The sequence below is a fragment of the Rhodococcus sp. NPDC059968 genome (assembly GCF_042738615.1).
In the GTDB taxonomy this organism is placed as follows: domain Bacteria; phylum Actinomycetota; class Actinomycetes; order Mycobacteriales; family Mycobacteriaceae; genus Rhodococcus_F.
In genome coordinates, this window is sequence record NZ_JBHWUE010000002.1 from 155,110 (window position 1) to 169,992 (window position 14,883).

A 14,883-nucleotide genomic window follows, 5' to 3' on the forward strand; every position below is an offset into this window, starting at 1 on the left:
CTCACAGGCGTTTACGCACTGACGAACTGGCTGTTGTACAGGCGGTAGTACGCGCCGCGGGTGAGGAGCAGGTCGTCGTGGCTGCCCTGCTCGACGATGCGACCGTCCTCCATGACGACGATGAGGTCGGCGTCGCGGATGGTCGACAACCGGTGTGCGATCACGAAACTCGTGCGATCGCTGCGCAAAACCGCGGTCGCGTGCTGCACCAGCAATTCGGTGCGGGTGTCGACGGAACTGGTTGCCTCGTCGAGGATCAGGATCGACGGCTGCGAGATGAACGCGCGGGCGATGGTGATCAACTGCTTCTCACCGGCACTGATGTTGCTGCCCTCTTCGTCGATGACGGTGTCGTAGCCGTCGGGCAGCGAGTGGACGAACCGGTCGACGTAGCTGATCCGCGCGGCCGCCTGGATCTCCTCCTCGGTGGCGTCGGGACGTCCGTACGCGATGTTGTCGCGGATGGTGCCGCCGAACAGCCACGCGTCCTGCAGCACCATGCCGATGCGGGACCGCAGGTCGTCGCGCGACATCTCGGCGATGTCGACGCCGTCGAGGAGGATCTTGCCGCCGCCGAGTTCGTAGAACCGCAGGATCAGGTTGACCAGTGTGGTCTTGCCGGCGCCGGTGGGTCCGACGATGGCGACCATTTGACCGGGTTCCGCCACCAGCGACAGGTTCTCGATCAGCGGATTCTCCGGCGAGTAGCTGAACGACACGTCCGAGAACTCCACCCGGCCGCGGGGCTCCGACGGCGTCGGCGCTTCGGCGAGGTCGGGCTCCTCCTCGTCCTCGTCGAGGATGGCGAACACCCGCTCGGCGGACGCCACGCCCGACTGCATGAGGTTGACCATGGCCCCGATCTGGGTGAGGGGCTGGGTGAACTGGCGCGAGTACTGGATGAAGGCCTGGACGTCGCCGAGGCTCATCGTGCCGGACGCCACCCGCATGCCACCGAGCACGGCGATGGCCACGAAGTTGAGGTTTCCGAGGAACATGATCGCGGGCATGATCAGACCCGAGATGAACTGGGCCCGGTAGCTGGCCTGGTAGAGCGCCTCGTTCTGCTCCTCGAACCGGGCCTCCACCTCACGGCTGCGGCCGAACACGGTGACCAGTTCGTGGCCCGTGTACGCCTCCTCCACGTGAGAGTTGAGGGCTCCGGTCGACTTCCACTGCGACACGAAGTGGGTCTTGGACCGTTTCGCGATCTGGGCGGTCACCAGGATCGACAGCGGCACCGTCAGTACCGCGATCAACGCGAGCATGGGCGAGATGACGATCATCATCACGAGGATGCCGATCACCGTCATCGCCGACACGATCAGCTGACTCATCGTCTGCTGCAACGACTGCGAGACGTTGTCGATGTCGTTGGTGACCCGGCTCAGCAGGTCGCCGCGGGAATGGGAGTCGAAGTAGCGCAGCGGAAGTCGATGGATCTTCCGTTCGACCTCGGCGCGCAGGTTCTTCACGACGCCCTGCACGATGATGTTCAGCAGGAAACCCGACAACCACATGAACACCGCCGACCCCAGGTACAGGGCCAGCACGATCGCCAGAACCCGGCCGAGCGCGCTGAAGTCGATGCCGACACCGGGCACGACGGCCATGCCGGACACCATGTCGGCGAACGTGTTCTGACCGTCGGCCCGCAGCGCGGCCACGGCTTGGTCCTTCGACATCCCGGCGGGCAACTGCGCGCCGATGATGCCGTCGAAGATCAGGTTCGTGCCCTGACCGAGCATGCGCGGCGCGATCGAGGTGAGCACCACCGACACGGCAGCCACCAGGAAAACGATGCCGACGGCGATCCGGTGGGGACGCAGCCGCCTCAGCAGCCGCTTGGTGGACGGCCACAGGTCGTTCGGCTTGGATCCCGGGGCACCCGGAGCGACCGGTCCCGGAATACGCGGGCCGGCGGGCCTTTCGGCGGTGGTGGTGGTTGCGCGATCGCTCATAGTGCTTCCTGGACCGATCGTTGGGATTCGACGATCTCGACGTAACACGGACACGTCGCGAGCAGTTGGTCGTGCGTGCCGATTCCGACCACCGCGCCGTCCTCGAGGACCACGATCTGCTCGGCCTCCACGATCGTCGAGACACGTTGGGCGACGACGATGACGCACGCGTCCGAGGTCTCGGGTTTGAGCGCCGCACGCAGCCGGGCGTCGGTGGTGAGGTCGAGGGCGGAGAAGGAATCGTCGAACAGGTAGATCGACGGTCGACGGACCAGCGCACGTGCGATCGCGAGCCGCTGCCGCTGACCACCGGAGACGGTGGTGCCGCCCTGCGCGATCGGGGTGTCGAGACCCTCGGGCATCGCCCGGACGAAATCGGCGGCCTGCGCGATCTCCAGTGCCCGCCACAGCTCGTCGTCGGTGGCGTCGGGTTTGCCGTACCGCAGGTTGGTGGCGACGGTGCCCGAGAACAGGTACGGCCGCTGCGGAACCAGTCCGATGCCGGACCGCAGGACGTCCAGGTCGATGCGGCGCACCTCCGTGTCGGACACGGTGACCGAACCCGACGTGGCGTCGATGAGGCGCGGGATCAGCGACAGCAGCGTCGTCTTACCGGAACCGGTGCCGCCGATGATCGCGGTGGTCTTGCCGGGTTCGGCGCGGAAGCTGATGTCGCGCAACACGGGTTCGTCGGCGCCGGGGAACTTGAACTGGGCGTCGCGCAGTTCCACCACACCGGGGTTTTCCAGCACGGTGACCGCGTCGACCGGCGGCACGACGGTGGAATCGGTGTCGAGCACCTCGCCGATACGTTCGGCGCAGACGGTGGCGCGGGGGGCCATCATCGCGATGAACGACGCCATCATCACCGACATCAGGATCTGCATGATGTAGCTGAGCATCGCGGTCAGCGAGCCGACCTGCATGGTGCCGCTGTTGATCTCGTGGCCGCCGAACCAGATGACGGCGACACTGGTGATGTTCGCGATGACCATCACGAGGGGGAACATCACCGCCGTCAACCTGCCGACCCGCAGGGCGGTCTGGGTGAGCTGCTCGTTCGCGTCGCCGAACCGCGCCACCTCGGAGCGCTCGCGGACGAACGCCCGCACCACCCGGATACCGGTGATCTGCTCACGGAGCACCCGGTTGACGCCGTCGATGCGGGTCTGCATCTCCCGGAACGCGGGCACCATCCGCGAAATCACGAAACCCATGGACAGCGCGAGCACCGGCACGGTGACCGCCAGGATCCAGGCGAGCCCGGCGTCCTCCCGGATCGACATCACGACACCGCCGACGCACATGATCGGCGCCATCACCAGGATCGTGCAGCTCATAACGACGAGCATCTGCACCTGCTGCACGTCGTTGGTGTTGCGGGTGATCAGGGACGGCGCGCCGAAGCGGCCGAATTCGCGGGACGAGAAGCTCCCGACCTGATGCATCACGGCGCGGCGCACGTCGCGCCCGAAACCCATTGCGGCCCGGGCGCCGAAGAACACCGAACCGATCGAGCAGATGATCTGCACGACGGTGACGAGCAGCATCATGACGCCCGTGGACAGGATGTACGCGGTGTCGCCCTTGGTGACGCCGTTGTCGATGAGATCGGCGTTCAGACTGGGCAGGTACAGGGCGGCCGCGGTCGCGACCAGCTGGAACAGGACGACCGCCGTGAGCTCCCGCTTGTACGGGCGGAGGTACGTGGTGAGCAGGGCATTCAACATGGGCAGCTATCCTGGCGGGTCGTCATTATGTCCGAAGGTTACCAACAGAAGGCCTACGGCCTTGTGCGCCTTTCTGGTAGCAGCCGCTACCAGAAAGGCGCACGGGCGCGAAGCGCCTACCGGACGGGCTGCAGCGATTCGTCCGCGTCGTGCAGGACCTTCTTCAGCTTCTCGCCCTCGATGTCGACGTTGGGCAGGATCTTGTCCAGCCACTTCGGCAGCCACCAGGCCTTGTCGCCGAGCAGTGCCATCACGGACGGGATGATCACCATGCGCACGACGAAGGCATCGAAGAACACGGCCGCCGCCAGGGCGAAGCCGATCGACTTGATGAACGAGTTCGGCTCGGCGATGAAGGCCGCGAACACCGAGATCATGATGACCGCGGCGGCGCTGACCACCCGGGCACCGTGGTTGAAGCCGACGGTGACGGCCTGCTTCGCGGTCGCGCCGTGGACATATTCCTCCCGCATCCGGGTCACCAGGAACACCTGGTAGTCCATCGCGAGACCGAACACGACGCCGATCAGGAAGATCGGCATGAAGCTGACGATCGGCTGCGGGTTGGAGATGATGCCGCCCCAGCCCTCCTGGAACACCGCAACGGTGGCACCGAACGTGGCCGCGACGCTGAGCAGGAAGCCGAGCGTGGCCGTCAGCGGCACGAGCAGCGAGCGGAACACGAGCAGCAGCAGGAGGAAGGCCAGGCCCACGACCACCGCGAGGTACGGAATCAGCGCGTCCTGCAGCGTGTCGGACACGTCGCCTTCGAGCGCGGTCTGCCCGGTGACGCCGTAGTTGACGCCGATCGAGTCGTGCAGATCTGCCTCCGCACCGCGGATGTTGCTCACCAGGTCCATCGTGGCCGGATCGCTGGGCGCGCTGCTCGGCGTCACCAGGATCTGCGCGGTGTCGCCGGCCTTGTTCACGCCGACGACCTGAGCGTTCGACACGTCGTCCTGCGCGGTGATGGTCTTCACGACCTCACCGAACGCCTCCGACGGCGTGCCGGTGGTGACGTCCTTGGCGTCGACGACGACGAGCAGCGGACCGTTCTTGCCAGGTCCGAAGCCTTCGCTCACGAGGTCGTAGGCCTGCCGGGAGCTGGTGGCGGGGTCGCCGGTGCCCTCGCCGGGCAGGGCCAAGCTCAGGCCGGCCGCGGGGATCGCGAGCGCCCCGAGCACCACGACGCCGGCGATCAGCGGAATTGCGGGCCGGCGGACCACGGCACTGATGTATCGCAGGGCGAGGCTCGGCTTGCCCTCGTCGTCCTCGAGGTCACGACTGCTGAGGAACGGGATCTTGCCTGCGAACGCCTTCTTCCCGAACAGCCCGAGGATCGCGGGCAGAAGCGTCAAGGCGATCGAGACGGCGATGAACACCGTGAACGCGGCGGCGGCACCCATGTCGGAGAGGAACGGGATCCCGACGACGCGCAGCGCGATCAGGGCGATGATCACCGTGAGACCGGCGAACACCACGGCGGAACCGGCGGTGCCGACGGCGCGTCCGGCCGCTTCCGAGCGGTCGTCCGTGAGGGTGAGTTCGTGCCGGAACCGGGACACGATGAACAGCGAGTAGTCGATGGCGACGGCCAGGCCGATCATGATGGCCAGCGTGGGCGTCATCGAGCTGAGGTCGGTGAAGCCGGTGGCGACGGTGATCCCGAGGCTGCCGATCATGATGCCGATGATCGCGGTGATCAACGGCAGACCTGCGGCGACGAGCGAGCCGAACGTCAGCGCGAGCACGACAGCTGCCACGCCGATGCCGACGAGTTCGGTGGCGCCGCCGGGCGGCTCGGCTTCGTTGGCGACCGAACCACTGATCTCGACGGTCAGCCCGGCGTTGCGGCCGGCGTCGGCAGCGGCCGAGATCTGGTCGCGCAGAGCCTGGTCGACGTCCCCCATGCCGCCCTTGAACGGCACCTCGACGTAGCCGACGGTCTTGTCGGCGTTGAGCGGAGACAGTGCCTGTGCGTTCGCGACGGCGGCCTCTTCACCGATTCCCTTGTCGGCCGCGGTCGACTTCGCCATCTCGACGAGCTGCTCGTTCGCGGTGACGGGGTTGACCAGCGCCTTCGCGGCGTCGGCACCCGAGGCGGTGGCGGGATCGACCTTGGCGGCGTCCTGGACCTGTTCGATGCCGCGCACCTTGGTGAGCACCGCGTCCATCGCCTGCCGACTCTGCTCGCTCTCGAGGGTCTGCCCCTCGGGAGCGGCGAACACGTAGCGCGCGCTGACGGCGTTCATCGGGTCGCTGCCCGCGGCCTCGGGGAAGCGTTCGGCCATCAGGTCCTGCGCCTGCTGTGCGGGGGTGCCCGGGATGGAGAACGAGTCCTTCGTGGGCCCGGACAGCGTTGCCGCCCCGACGCCCATGAGGACCAGGATCACCAACCAGACGCTGAGGACCGCGCCTTTTCGCCGGTAGGCGAATCTGCCGATCCGATAGAGATAGGTGGCCACGAGAGACTCCTTCTGAGTCGGTGGAACGAAGGGTGTTTCGGGGCAGCCGGTTACGGCTGCGGGATTCCCTGACGGAGTTGACGCATGGCGTCGCGGACCAGTTCTTCGGGCCCGCTCGCGCCGGACTTGCCGCTCATCCACAGGTCGAGCGACGCCTTGCACGCCGATCCGACCGCCAGGTGCAGCAGGTTGGGGTAGAGGTCGGTGTCGATGTTCGTGCCCGTACGTTCGGCGATCACCTCACCGACCAAACGGGTGACGCGCAGGTGCACTTCGAGTTTCTTCGCGAGCAGCGCGGGGCTGGTCTCGACGAGTTCCATCATCACCGCGGTCTCTTCGAGCGATTTCGCGGGATCGGTGACGATCTGGACCACCACGTACTCGAGGGAATCCCAGATCGGCTCGTCCTCGGGACGGGCGCGGAGCAGGTCCACCCAGTCGTGGACGGACTGCTCGAAGTGCGCGAGTACCGCCTCCTCCTTGCTGGAGAAGTAGTTGTGGAACGTCCGAGTCGAGACTCCCGCCTCGGACGCGATGGCGTCGGCAGTGACGCATTCGATGCCCAGCGCGCGGGCCAGGCGTGCGGCGGCGCCGCTGAGGGCTGCGCGCGTGGCGGCCTTCTTGCGGTCCCGCAATCCGATTTCCGAAATCACTACTCCAACGGTACAGAACTTGCAGAGCTCTGCAAATTTGCGTGAGAGTGCAACTTTTATGTTCTTGCCCACAGTTCGCGCAGCACTGTGTCGGGAGTCACCGCGGCGTTACGGTGGATTCATGTCCGATCCGACGGCGCCACTGTCGTTCCGGGCGGACGAGATCGACCGCGCCGCCCTGGACCAACTCGCCGCCGTCCTCGACATGCAAGCCGCGCGGCCGGGAATCCGGCGACTGCGCGAGTGGTCGTTTGCCGCCCTGCAGGTGCAGCCGGGCGAAAGCGCTCTCGACATCGGATCGGGCACGGGGTCGGAGACGCGTGCCCTCGCCGCCGCGGTCACCGCGTCGGGTCGCGCGATCGGGCTCGATCCGAATCCCGGCATGGCCCTCCTCGCCCGGGAGCGGACCGAGGCGGAGGGCTCGACCGCGCAGTTCGTGATCGGCGACGCGTATTCGCTGCCGTTCCCCGACAACCGCCTCGACGTCGTGCGGTGCGAGCGGGTGTTCCAGCACCTGAGCGAGCCGGACCGCGCGGCGGCGGAAGTGGCCCGCGTTCTGCGCCCCGGCGGGCGCGGCGTCATCGTCGACAGCGACTGGGGCACGGCGATCATGCACCCCGGCGATCCCCTGATCCTGCAGAAGATCATGGACGTGATGCTGTCCCACACCGCGAACCCGCACTCCGGACGGCTGCTCTCGGGGCAGCTCACGTCCGCCGGACTCGTCGTCGAGGACATCGGCACTGAGGCGTTGATCCAGGATCCGGGCGACGTGACCGGCCCACTCGTCCAGATGATGACCGCCGCCGCGATCGCCGAGGGAGCGATCACCGACGTGCAGAGCGTCGAGCTGCTGGACCAGTTGAACGCCGCCGCCCGCAGCGGCGACTTCCACATGTCGGTGACGATGTTCGCGTATCTCGTTCGCAAGCCCTGACGAAACCCTTCCGACATTCGGAAACCGAGTGCGGTGGATCACCTCCGGTGCCGCACAGTGGTGGAGACGACGCTGACGCCTCACCGAGTCCGGCGTCACGAATAACGCAGCAGCCCAGCATATTCCGGAGGCCCACATGTCCACGATCGCCCGCAACCAGTGGTACGTCGCAGCCTACGGCCGTGAGGTCGGACGCGAACTGTTCTCACGCACCATCTGCGAGGAGCCGATCCTGTTCTGGCGGACCGAGGCCGGCGAGGCCGTCGCGATGAGCGACCGGTGCGTGCACCGCCGCTACCCGCTGTCCGAGGCGCCGAGCCGGCTCGACGGCGACAAGGTGGTCTGCGGCTATCACGGTTTCACCTATGGCAGCGACGGCGGTTGCGTGTTCGTGCCCGGCCAGGCGCGTGTTCCCCGTACCGCCCGGCTGCGCTCGTACCAGGTGGTCGAGCAGGACTCGTTCGTGTGGGTCTGGATCGCCGACCCCGAGAATCCCGAGCAGGGCGACCCGACCCGCATCCCCCGCGCACCGTGGATGGACTCCCCCGACTACACCGTGGTGTCCGGCATGGAACCGATCGACTGCAACTACGGCCTGCTCGTCGACAACCTGATGGACCTCTCGCACGAGACGTACCTGCACGGCGGCTACATCGGTACTCCCGAGGTTGCGGAAACCCCGATCACCACGGAGATCGACGAGGACCGGAACGTCATCTACGTGTCCCGGCACATGGACGACGCCGAGTGCCCGCCGTTCTACTCGAAGTCCACCGGCATCGAGGGACGCATCACCCGCTGGCAGGACATCGAGTACACGCCGCCGTGCCTGTACCTGCTGCACAGCCGCATCGCCCCGATCGGCGCACCGCTGCCCGGCGACGACGGCACCGACCCGCACGCGTTCCACAGCGAGATCGTCTACGCGATCACTCCGTCGACGGAGAATTCCACCCTCGACTTCTGGGCCGTTGCCCGCGACTTCGCGCTCGGCGACGACGCCGTCACCACATTCCTCGCCGAGAACAACCGGACCGTCGTGATGCAGGACGTCGTGGCTCTGAACATCCTGCAGCAGGCCCTCGACACGGAGAAGGACGGCTACCAGGAACTGTCGATCAACATCGACGCCGGCGGCCTCGGCGCACGCCGGATCCTGAAGAAGCTGGTCGACGCGCCGCAGGCCGTCACCGCCGCGGCGGTGGGCTGAGCCGTGGAACCCACCAGGATGCTCCGCGGCACCAACGTGATGCGCATTGTCTGGCTTCCGGGGTCGGACCTGCTCGAGGGCGAGTGCCACTGCGGCGCGCGCCACGTGGCGGAAGAACCCGCCGCCCTCTGGGAGTGGTTGCTCGCCCACCCCGAGGGACACCACCCCGCCGATCCGCCGGTGCCCGCCACGCCGCTGCCCGCGGCGCCGGAATCCGCTTCCGTTCCCGTCTGACCCCGGAGAGACCGCCATGCCTATCCCACCCGAACCCGTACTCGAGCTGGAGCTGACCACCAGGACCACCGGCGCCGACGGCGTCGTCGTCCTGGAGTTCCGCGACCCGTCCGGCTCCGACCTGCCCACGTGGACGCCGGGTGCGCACATCGATCTGGTGCTGACGCCGGAGCTCACCCGCCAGTACTCGCTGTGCGGCGACCCGGCCGACAATCGGATCTGGCGCGTCGCCGTGCTGCGGGAGGCGATGGGCCGCGGCGGCTCGCAGTTCGTGCACGACAAGCTGAGCGAGGGCGACCGCGTCACGGTCCGGGGACCGCGCAACCATTTCGAGCTCGAGCCGTCGCCGCGGTACGTGTTCGTCGCGGGCGGCATCGGGATCACGCCGATCCTCACCATGGCGCACGCCGCGGAGAACGCCGGCGCCGACTGGACCCTCGTCTACGGCGGGCGCAGCCGCAGTTCGATGGCGTTCGCCGACGCACTCGCCGAGCGGTTCGGCGACCGGGTGGTCGTGCACCCCGAGGACGAGCACGGCCTCATCGACCTACCGGGACTGCTCGGCGACGTCCGGGACAACACCCTCGTCTACTGCTGTGGGCCCGCGCCACTGCTCGACGCCGTCACCGGTCACTGCGACAGCTGGCCGTCCGGCGCGCTGCACATCGAACGCTTCGCGGCCAAGGATCTCGAGGAGCCGGTCCGGGCCGAGGGGTTCGAGGTGGAGCTGACACTCACCGGCAAGACCGTCACGGTGGCACCCGAGCAGTCGATCCTGCAGGCCGTCACCGCCGCAGGCGTCCAGGTGCTGTCGTCCTGCGAGGAAGGGACGTGCGGAACCTGCGAGACGGCCGTGCTCGGCGGTACTGTCGATCACCGGGATTCCCTGCTCACAGCGGACGAGCAGGCCGCCAACGACACCATGATGATTTGCGTCTCGCGTGCGAGCTGTCCACGCCTGACGCTGGAACTGTGAGACGGAGAACGAGCAAATGGCGATCACCGGATCGGTGACCATTCGCTCGTTGCGGCTCCTCGAGCTCTTCACCCCGACCACGCCGCGGCTGACCCTCAGCGATCTGTCACGTAAGTCGGGGTACCCGCTCAGCACCGTGCACCGGCTGACCAGCGACCTCATCGAATGGGGCGCCCTCGAACGTGACAGCAGCGGCCGCTTCACGGTCGGGCTCAAGCTGTGGGAGATCGCGTCGCTCGCCCCGCGCGGCACGATGCTGCGCGAACTGGCGATGCCGGTGATGGAGGACCTGTCACAGATCACGCGGGAGAACGTCCAGCTCGGCATCGCCGAGGGCACCGAGGTCGTGTTCGTCGAACGCATCGCCGGGCAGAAGGCCGTGCCCGTCCAGACCCGCGTCGGCGGCAGGTTCCCGCTGACGGCATCCGGCATCGGCCTGGCCCTGCTCGCGTACATGCCCGCCGACGTGCAGGAGCAGGTGCTGACCGGGCCGATCGAGAAGTTCACCGACCGGACCGTCACCGACCCCGTCGTACTGCGACGGACGCTCGCCGAGATCCGCCGATCCGAGGTCGCGATCAGTGATCGTCAGGTGACCCTGGACGCTGTCTCCGTCGCGGCGCCGATCTTCGAACGACCCGGAACGGCGGTCGCGGCCGTGTCGCTGGTGGTGTCGGCGGAGAACGCGTCGCTGAACGCGCTGGTCCCGCTGGTGCGTGCGGCCGGCCGGACGATCAGCCGCGCGCTGCGCCCTCGTCAGCCGTCGTAACCGGGCGGGTTCGACGCTCCCAGGCCCCCGGGTCGGACGTCAGCGCGGTGAGGAAACCCGGTAGCTGCTCGTTCGCCACGTCCGCCAGGCTCACGTTCTCGAGCACGGCCCGCAGGTTCACCCGCACCGCGATCCACACGTCCTGCAATTTGGCCGCCGGCCCGCAGTAGTCGACGTCCTCGGGGCGCTCCCCCCGCACCGACGCCAGCGGACCTTCGACGGTCCGGATGACGTCGGCGATCGTGATGTCCTCCGCCGGACGGGCCAGCCAGTAGCCGCCGTCGGGTCCGCGTCTGCTGTTGACCAGTCCCCCGCGCCGGAGGTCGGCGAGGACGGCCTCGAGGAACTTGTGCGGAATGGTCTGCGACTGTGCCAGGAACTCGGCCTTGGACGGGGACGGCCCGGCAGCGGCCAGTTCGATCAGCGTCCGCACGGCGTAGTCCACCTTTGCGGTGATGTGCACACCGAATTCCTACCATCCAAGTATGAAAACGGGCAACTCACCCCCGCACCGGACGACCGTGCGAGCTGGATAGTGACACTTGTCACCGCGGAGTACATTGAACTGGACGATCGTCTTGTGTGGAGGAAAGCAGTATGTGGGAGACCGTGACGTCGGCGTGGAATTCGACGCTGCTGACGCCCCTGCACGAGCCGGTGACGCTGGCCATCCCGGCCTTCGTGCTGTTCCTCGCCATCGAATGGTTCGCGGCCCGGAACCTCGAGGACGCGACGTTCGACCCCGACGGTCGGTCCCGCCCGGTGCGCGGAGGTTACGAGCGCCGCGACGCGCGGGCGAGCGTGGCGATGGGCGCCGTGTCCATCCTGACGACGACGTTCTGGAAGCTGCTGGCCCTGATCGGGTACTCCGCCATCTGGGTGTACCTCGCGCCGTGGCACCTACCTGCGGACACCTGGTACACGTGGGTGATCCTCATCCTCGGCGTCGACGCGCTGTTCTACGCGTATCACCGGATGGCGCACCGCATCCGCCTGATCTGGGCGACGCACCAGGCGCACCATTCGAGTGAGTACTTCAACTTCTCCACCGCGCTCCGCCAGAAGTGGAACAACAGCGCCGAAATCCTGATGTGGATTCCGTTGCCGCTGATCGGCATTCCGCCGTGGATGGTGTTCATCGGATTCTCCGTGAACCTCGTCTACCAATTCTGGGTCCACACCGAGCGCATCGGCACGCTGCCCCGGCCCATCGAGTTCGTGTTCAACACGCCCTCACACCACCGCGTCCACCACGGCTGCGACCCCGAATACCTCGACCGCAACTACGCCGGCATCCTCATCGTGTGGGACCGGATGTTCGGCACATTCCAACCCGAAACCCACCGCCCCACCTACGGACTCACCAAACCGGTGGGCACCTACAACATCTGGAAACTGCAGTCCCACGAATACGGCGCCATCGTCCGGGATTGGCGCCGGGCGTCGTCGTGGCGCGACAAGCTCGGCTACGTGTTCGGGCCGCCCGGCTGGGCGCCGTCAGGAACGCGCGAAACTGACGAGGAAGTCGACCGTGCCGTTGCCGTCCACGGTCACGAAGCCCAGTGACGGCGGCGTCACACCGAAGTCCGTCCAGGTCACCGGGATGCTGCCCGAGGCGATGAGGTCGTCGCCGGAGCGCAGCACGTCGATGTCGACGGACACCGGACGCGACTGCCCCTTGAGCGTCAACGTGCCCTGGGCGGTGACCGTCCCCACGGAACCGTCCGCAGGCAGCCCGGACAGATCGACGGGGGAATCGACTGTGAACGTGGCGGTCGGGAACGTGCTCGTGTCCATCACGTTGCCGCGGAACTGGTTGTCGCGGCGGGACTGATCGGTCGCGATGGTCGCCACCTGCACGGTCACCTCGCCCGCGGTGAGTTTCTCGCCCTCGACGGTCGCGTTGCCGGTCACGTCGCCGGTCGACCCGACCACCGTGACGCTGGCGCCGTTGAGTATCTCGTGGACGGTGTACCCCGCGGCCGTCTGGTTGGAGCCCTGACCCGGCGTGACGGTCCACTGCCCGTCGACCGATCCGGTGGCCGCCTCCGCGCCCTCGGTCGACACCGAGGCCGCCGGTGCGTCGTCCTCTGCGATGAACTGGCCGTAGAACCACGGGCCCACCAGCACCGCGATCACGACGATGACGACTGCGCCGACCAACCACCACAGCTTTTTCATGAGATCAGGCTAGTTGCAGCTTCAATGGATGTCACTCGGCACGACCTGGGAGAGCACTGTGAACAACGGTCACGGGACGATGGAATCGATGTAGCCGCCGTCGACCCGCACCGCCGCACTTTCAGGATATCGCCGCGAGGAGGTCTTGCCGCAAGACCCGTGGTGTGCCATACGCTGCTCGGCTGTGCCCATCAGCGGGGCATCACGAGAAGGGGACGAGATGGCAGATGTGATCGTCGTGGGGAGCGGTCCGGCCGGAATGATGCTGGCCGGTGAGTTGGCCCTGGCGGGCGTTGATGTGGCGATCATGGAGCGGCGCCCGACAGGAGAATTGACGGAATCCCGTGCGGGTGGCTTCCACTCCCGCACCATCGAGATCCTCGACCAGCGTGGGATCGCCGATCGATTCCTGGCGGCGGGGCAGACGGCGCAGACCGCCCGATTCGGCAGCACAGTTCTGGATATCAGCGACTTTCCGACGCGGCACCCGTATGGGCTCGGCCTGTGGCAGAGACGGATGCAACCGATCCTCGAGGGCTGGATCGACCAGCTCGGAGTGCCCGTTCATCGCGGCCGTGAGGTGGTCGGTTCCGTCCAGGACGAAACCGGTGTCGATGTCGGCCTCGCTGATGGCGAGAAGGTCCGAGCGAAGTATCTCGTCGGCGCTGACGGCGGCCGCAGCGTGATCCGCAAGACTGCGGGTATCGACTTCCCCGGCTGGGACGCGACCCGCAGCAACCTGATCGCCGAAGTGGAAGTATCCGAGGAACCCCCGTCCGGTATCCGTCAAGACGAGACCGGGGTCCACGGCTTCACTTTGATGGAAGACGGGCGCACCTACCGTGTCATCACGACGCAGCGGCAGCTGAGCTCGGGGGACGAACCCACATTGACCGACCTCAGCGATGCTCTCGACGCGGTGTACGGAACAGACTTCGGAATCCACACACCAACCTCGATCTCCAGGTTCACCGACGCGACCCGGCAGGCCGCGACCTATCGGAAGGGGCGCGTGCTGCTCGTCGGCGATGCCGCCCACATCCACTATCCCGCCGGCGGTCAAGGGATCGGTCTGGGCATCCAGGACGCCGTCAACCTTGGGTGGAAGCTCGCACAGGTGGTCGATGGCATCTCACCCGAATCCCTACTGGACACTTACCACGCGGAGCGGCACCCGGTCGGTGCCCGCGCGCTCGCGCACTCGATGGCACAAACAGTCCTGCAGCGCCAGGACGCACGGACCGCGGCACTTGCTGAAACCGTCAACGAACTGATGTCGATGGATCAGCCTCGCAAGCACGTCGCCGCACTCATCCACGGCCTCGACATCGCCTACGACCTCGGGGAGGGACATCCCCTCCTCGGACGTCGCATGCCAGACCTCGACCTCGACACCGGAGACGGTCCGTCACGGGTCTTCACGCTCCTCCACGACGCCGAGCCGATACTGCTCAACCTCGCCGAGCCGGGCCACCTCGACGTCACCCCATGGGCCGAGCGAGTGCGCCTGGTCGATGCCCGGTGCACCGCCGCCTGGCGACTGCCCATCGTCGGCGACGTGGCACCCCCTACCGCAGTATTGATCCGCCCGGATGGATATGTCGGCTGGGTGGGACAGGGAACCGACCAAGGGCTGACAGACGCGCTCACCCTCTGGTTCGGCCCCGGGTTGTCGAGCCGATGACAATCATCCCCAGGGCCGGCGGTGAGCCGAGTCGATGCGCATGTCTGTGACCCTTCCCTCCAGGACACGCTGACGAACAATCC

General features: G+C 67.1%; 13 protein-coding genes. 7 read left to right on the forward strand and 6 right to left on the reverse strand.

Going from position 1 to position 14,883, the window contains the following annotated elements:
- Window positions 1-11: 11 nt before the first annotated feature.
- The 4 genes from ACFWAY_RS03280 to ACFWAY_RS03295 all read right to left on the reverse strand — a co-directional run bounded on the left by ACFWAY_RS03280 (window position 12) and on the right by ACFWAY_RS03295 (window position 6,809).
- Entirely contained in the window at window positions 12-1,961 is a 1,950-nt protein-coding gene (locus ACFWAY_RS03280) for an ABC transporter ATP-binding protein (RefSeq protein WP_378450776.1), read from the reverse strand.
- On the reverse strand, window positions 1,958-3,691 hold the full coding sequence (locus ACFWAY_RS03285; protein ID WP_378450777.1) for an ABC transporter ATP-binding protein: 1,734 nt from the start codon (window positions 3,689-3,691) through the stop codon (window positions 1,958-1,960). Before ACFWAY_RS03285 ends, ACFWAY_RS03280 begins: the two co-directional genes overlap by 4 nt.
- 116 nt (window positions 3,692-3,807) lie before the next feature.
- Window positions 3,808-6,156 carry an MMPL family transporter gene (locus ACFWAY_RS03290; protein WP_378450778.1) on the reverse strand — a complete coding sequence of 783 codons (2,349 nt, stop codon included), beginning with the start codon at window positions 6,154-6,156 and terminating at the stop codon, window positions 3,808-3,810.
- 50 nt (window positions 6,157-6,206) lie between these two features.
- A complete protein-coding gene (locus ACFWAY_RS03295; RefSeq protein WP_378509803.1) occupies window positions 6,207-6,809 on the reverse strand; it encodes a TetR/AcrR family transcriptional regulator in 603 nt (200 codons plus the stop codon).
- Window positions 6,810-6,930: 121 nt separating this feature from the next.
- On the opposite strand from ACFWAY_RS03295, the gene ACFWAY_RS03300 reads away from it, so the two are divergent.
- The 5 genes from ACFWAY_RS03300 (at window position 6,931) to ACFWAY_RS03320 (ending at window position 10,935) form a co-directional block, all read left to right on the forward strand.
- Window positions 6,931-7,746, forward strand: a complete 816-nt coding sequence (locus ACFWAY_RS03300) for a class I SAM-dependent methyltransferase (RefSeq protein WP_378509804.1) — start codon at window positions 6,931-6,933, stop codon at window positions 7,744-7,746.
- A 136-nt stretch (window positions 7,747-7,882) separates the two neighbouring features.
- Window positions 7,883-8,956 carry an aromatic ring-hydroxylating dioxygenase subunit alpha gene (locus tag ACFWAY_RS03305; RefSeq protein ID WP_378450781.1) on the forward strand — a complete coding sequence of 358 codons (1,074 nt, stop codon included), beginning with the start codon at window positions 7,883-7,885 and terminating at the stop codon, window positions 8,954-8,956.
- Between the two features lie 18 nt (window positions 8,957-8,974).
- Window positions 8,975-9,190 (forward strand): hypothetical protein, encoded by a 216-nt coding sequence (locus ACFWAY_RS03310; protein ID WP_378450872.1) that lies wholly within the window; start codon window positions 8,975-8,977, stop codon window positions 9,188-9,190.
- Between the two features lie 16 nt (window positions 9,191-9,206).
- On the forward strand, window positions 9,207-10,166 hold the full coding sequence (locus tag ACFWAY_RS03315; RefSeq protein ID WP_378450782.1) for a PDR/VanB family oxidoreductase: 960 nt from the start codon (window positions 9,207-9,209) through the stop codon (window positions 10,164-10,166).
- Between the two features lie 16 nt (window positions 10,167-10,182).
- Entirely contained in the window at window positions 10,183-10,935 is a 753-nt protein-coding gene (locus tag ACFWAY_RS03320) for an IclR family transcriptional regulator (protein ID WP_378450783.1), read from the forward strand.
- Here ACFWAY_RS03320 and ACFWAY_RS03325 read toward each other — a convergent pair.
- Window positions 10,901-11,398, reverse strand: coding sequence for an RrF2 family transcriptional regulator (locus tag ACFWAY_RS03325; protein ID WP_378450784.1), 498 nt, complete (start codon window positions 11,396-11,398; stop codon window positions 10,901-10,903). The genes ACFWAY_RS03320 and ACFWAY_RS03325 overlap by 35 nt on opposite strands.
- A 134-nt stretch (window positions 11,399-11,532) precedes the next feature.
- Between ACFWAY_RS03325 and ACFWAY_RS03330 the strand changes: the two genes are divergently transcribed.
- Window positions 11,533-12,501 carry a sterol desaturase family protein gene (locus ACFWAY_RS03330; RefSeq protein WP_378509805.1) on the forward strand — a complete coding sequence of 323 codons (969 nt, stop codon included), beginning with the start codon at window positions 11,533-11,535 and terminating at the stop codon, window positions 12,499-12,501.
- Here ACFWAY_RS03330 and ACFWAY_RS03335 read toward each other — a convergent pair.
- Window positions 12,433-13,116, reverse strand: a complete 684-nt coding sequence (locus tag ACFWAY_RS03335) for a YceI family protein (protein ID WP_378450785.1) — start codon at window positions 13,114-13,116, stop codon at window positions 12,433-12,435. The two genes, ACFWAY_RS03330 and ACFWAY_RS03335, sit on opposite strands and share 69 nt — an antisense overlap.
- A 220-nt stretch (window positions 13,117-13,336) precedes the next feature.
- Between ACFWAY_RS03335 and ACFWAY_RS03340 the strand changes: the two genes are divergently transcribed.
- Window positions 13,337-14,800, forward strand: coding sequence for an FAD-dependent monooxygenase (locus ACFWAY_RS03340; protein ID WP_378509806.1), 1,464 nt, complete (start codon window positions 13,337-13,339; stop codon window positions 14,798-14,800).
- Window positions 14,801-14,883 lie beyond the last annotated feature (83 nt).